4 protein-coding genes are annotated in these 2,635 nt (G+C 39.7%); 3 read left to right on the top strand and 1 reads right to left on the bottom strand.

The window, feature by feature from the left end; translation table 11 throughout:
- Positions 1 to 368 precede the first annotated feature (368 nt).
- The 3 genes from PN497_RS15255 (at position 369) to PN497_RS15245 (ending at position 1,949) form a co-directional block, all read left to right on the top strand.
- Positions 369 to 527: a hypothetical protein gene (locus PN497_RS15255; RefSeq protein ID WP_222620614.1), complete on the top strand. Its 159-nt coding sequence runs from the start codon at positions 369 to 371 to the stop codon at positions 525 to 527.
- 79 nt (positions 528 to 606) lie between these two features.
- Positions 607 to 1,518 carry a histone deacetylase family protein gene (locus PN497_RS15250; RefSeq protein WP_096571193.1) on the top strand — a complete coding sequence of 304 codons (912 nt, stop codon included), beginning with the start codon at positions 607 to 609 and terminating at the stop codon, positions 1,516 to 1,518.
- 293 nt (positions 1,519 to 1,811) lie between these two features.
- Positions 1,812 to 1,949, top strand: a complete 138-nt coding sequence (locus tag PN497_RS15245) for a hypothetical protein (RefSeq protein WP_187039622.1) — start codon at positions 1,812 to 1,814, stop codon at positions 1,947 to 1,949.
- A 353-nt stretch (positions 1,950 to 2,302) separates the two neighbouring features.
- Here PN497_RS15245 and PN497_RS15240 read toward each other — a convergent pair.
- A partial coding sequence (locus PN497_RS15240; protein WP_272110578.1) for a TPR end-of-group domain-containing protein occupies positions 2,303 to 2,635 on the bottom strand: 333 nt, incomplete at its 5' end.

Raw genomic sequence — 2,635 nt, 5'->3', positions numbered from 1 at the left:
GGTAAATAAACCACATTTTGATTTAGGTTTCGCGTCAACAATGTAGGGGCGTTCGCGAAGCGTGCTGGAAGCATCAGCATTCGGATGATAGTCTTAGGTAAAAACCGATAATTAATTGTCCGAATGCTTCGCCCTTACTGTCGTCTAAAGACATGAAAACTGCTGTAAGTGCAGGGTTTTTCACTTGCCACCTCATAAAAGCTGGCACTTTTTGAAAGCACTTCGGCTTACTTCGACTGCGCTCAGTACAAGTCGCTCAGTACAAGTCAAAATAGCTAAAACCCTTTACCTGTAAATTTTTCGGATTTATATGGCTAACGCCACGCTACGCTATCAGCAAACCCTACTTACTTTAAAAGTTTCCAAGAATGAACAGGGAAGAAATTGAAGCTATGTTTGAATTAAGTGATTTAAAACAAACACGATTTGATCAAGAAGCGTTAGAAGAAGGTAGAGAAGAAGGCAGAGAAGAAGGAGAACTTAAAGCTAAATTAGAAACAATTCCTCGCTTGTTAACATTAGATTGAAGTACAGAAAAAATCATAACTGGTTACAGCAAGGAACAGTCAGGCTAGAATTACATTCAGTATTTTGCTATTCCCGCCCATGCTACCAATTATTTATTCCGATGAATTTCTCGAACACCAAACCGGACGCTACCACCCAGAAAAACCAGAACGTTTAAGTGCTGTTGTCACGGCTCTAAAAACTGCTGACTTTGCCCAAAAAATCCACTGGTTAACCCCCACACCAGTTAAACAGGAGTTAATGTCTTGGATAGAAACCGCCCACACTGCAACATACATTGAAAAACTGAAACATATTGCAACTACTGGTGGTGGTTATTTAGATGGAGATACCCCAGTTTCCCCCCGCAGTTATGATGTAGCTTTATTAGCTGTAAGTGCTTGGTTAGATGGGGTGAATGAGGTTTTAAGTAGAGAAAATCCCGCCTTTGTGTTAGCACGTCCCCCTGGACACCATGCCGAAAGTGATACAGGAATGGGGTTTTGCTTATTTTCTAATGCAGCGATCGCCGCTTTATATGCCTTACAACAACCAGGTATTAACCGTGTCGCCATCTTAGACTGGGATGTACATCACGGAAATGGTACTCAAGCCATAGTAGAAAGTTACCCAGAAATTGCCTATTGTTCTTTACATCAATACCCAGCTTACCCTGGTACGGGAAGAGCTTCCGAACAAGGCTTTTACAAAAATGTTTTAAATTTACCTCTACCCCCTGGCAGTGATATCAGCGTCTATCAACCTTTGTGGCAATACAAAATACTACCGTTTTTAAACAACTTTCATGCAGATTTATTGATTGTTAGTGCTGGTTATGATGCCCTAGAAGCCGATCCTTTAGCAAGTATCTCTTTGCAACCCGAAGATTTTGGTTTATTTACTCAATATTGTTTAGGCGTAACTAGAAAAATCTTATTTGGTTTAGAAGGAGGTTATGAATTACTATCATTATCAAAATCAGTAATTTCTACAGTTCAAGCTTGTTTGTAAGTAGGTAAACAGAAAAAACCGAACTATGTAACGAAAAGTAAAATATCCAAAAACCTATTCCCTATTCCCTATTCCCTGTTCCCTATTCCCTTGTCATATAGGTTTTTACTAAATCTGGGTTAATTTCCTCAAATCTTTAGCTAGAAAATTTTGTCATGGGGTTTTGAAATAGCTAAAGTTTTGTTAAGATGGTATTGCTAGGAGTTAATCACCGAAATTGACTTATCAGGGTGTGAAGAAAGAAATTACACTAAATAACACTAGTAGCCGCTTAAAGTTCAGAAGGTGAACAGATGACCACCTACATTTTTTTTGACGAAGCCCTCCGAATGCTGACCAGTGCCTATCTGATCTCAGCAGTCCTGTTAATTGCAGCTTCTGGTATAGGTTTAGCAGTTATTGAAACAATTGAAAAAACAGGAGAACACTAAATTCACACCTTTGGGTGTCTTTCACCAAAGCAAAAGTTTTAATTTTTAATTCGGGCTTGCTGAAAAAGTCCTTTCGTTAGGGCTAGGAGTCAGGAGTCAGAAGTGGTAGGGGCGAAGCATTAGGGCGACTAATTATAAATTTTTGTCCAAGCATATTTTCCGAATGCTGATGCTTCCAGCACGCTTCGCGAACGCCCGTACAGGAGTCAAGAGGAGAGTTAAAAACATTTTTTCATCTCTGGCTACCTACAAAAGTGCAAAGTTTTGCCGTGAGCATCAGCCATACGGTTTTCAGACTCAAGACGCTATAACCTTGCACCTACTGTCTTTCTTATGAGCCTCCAACCTTTGATTTATAAAGATTGAAAACGTACATCCTCCCGAATAGCATCAAAATCTGAGTCAGTTTTTACCCATTCCTTAACTGTCTCAGGATGCAAATTAATTGCTGTTTGCAGATTTGCAATTGCTTGATTAATATTACCTTGTAGAGCATAACTACAAGCTTTGTTGTACCAAGCTTCATGTTTATCAGGTTTAAATTCCAGTGCTTTGTCGTAGGATGCGATCGCCTCTTCATACCTTCCTAAATTCCGTAGGGAAATACCCCGGTTGTACCAAGCTTCATGTTTATCAGGTTTAAATTCCAGTGCTTTGTCGTAGGATGCGATCGCCTCTTCATACCT

The organism is Sphaerospermopsis kisseleviana CS-549, assembly GCF_028329225.1.
Taxonomy (GTDB): domain Bacteria; phylum Cyanobacteriota; class Cyanobacteriia; order Cyanobacteriales; family Nostocaceae; genus Sphaerospermopsis; species Sphaerospermopsis kisseleviana.
Note: the sequence above shows the minus strand (reverse complement) of the source record. Positions and strands in the feature narration are given on the sequence as shown.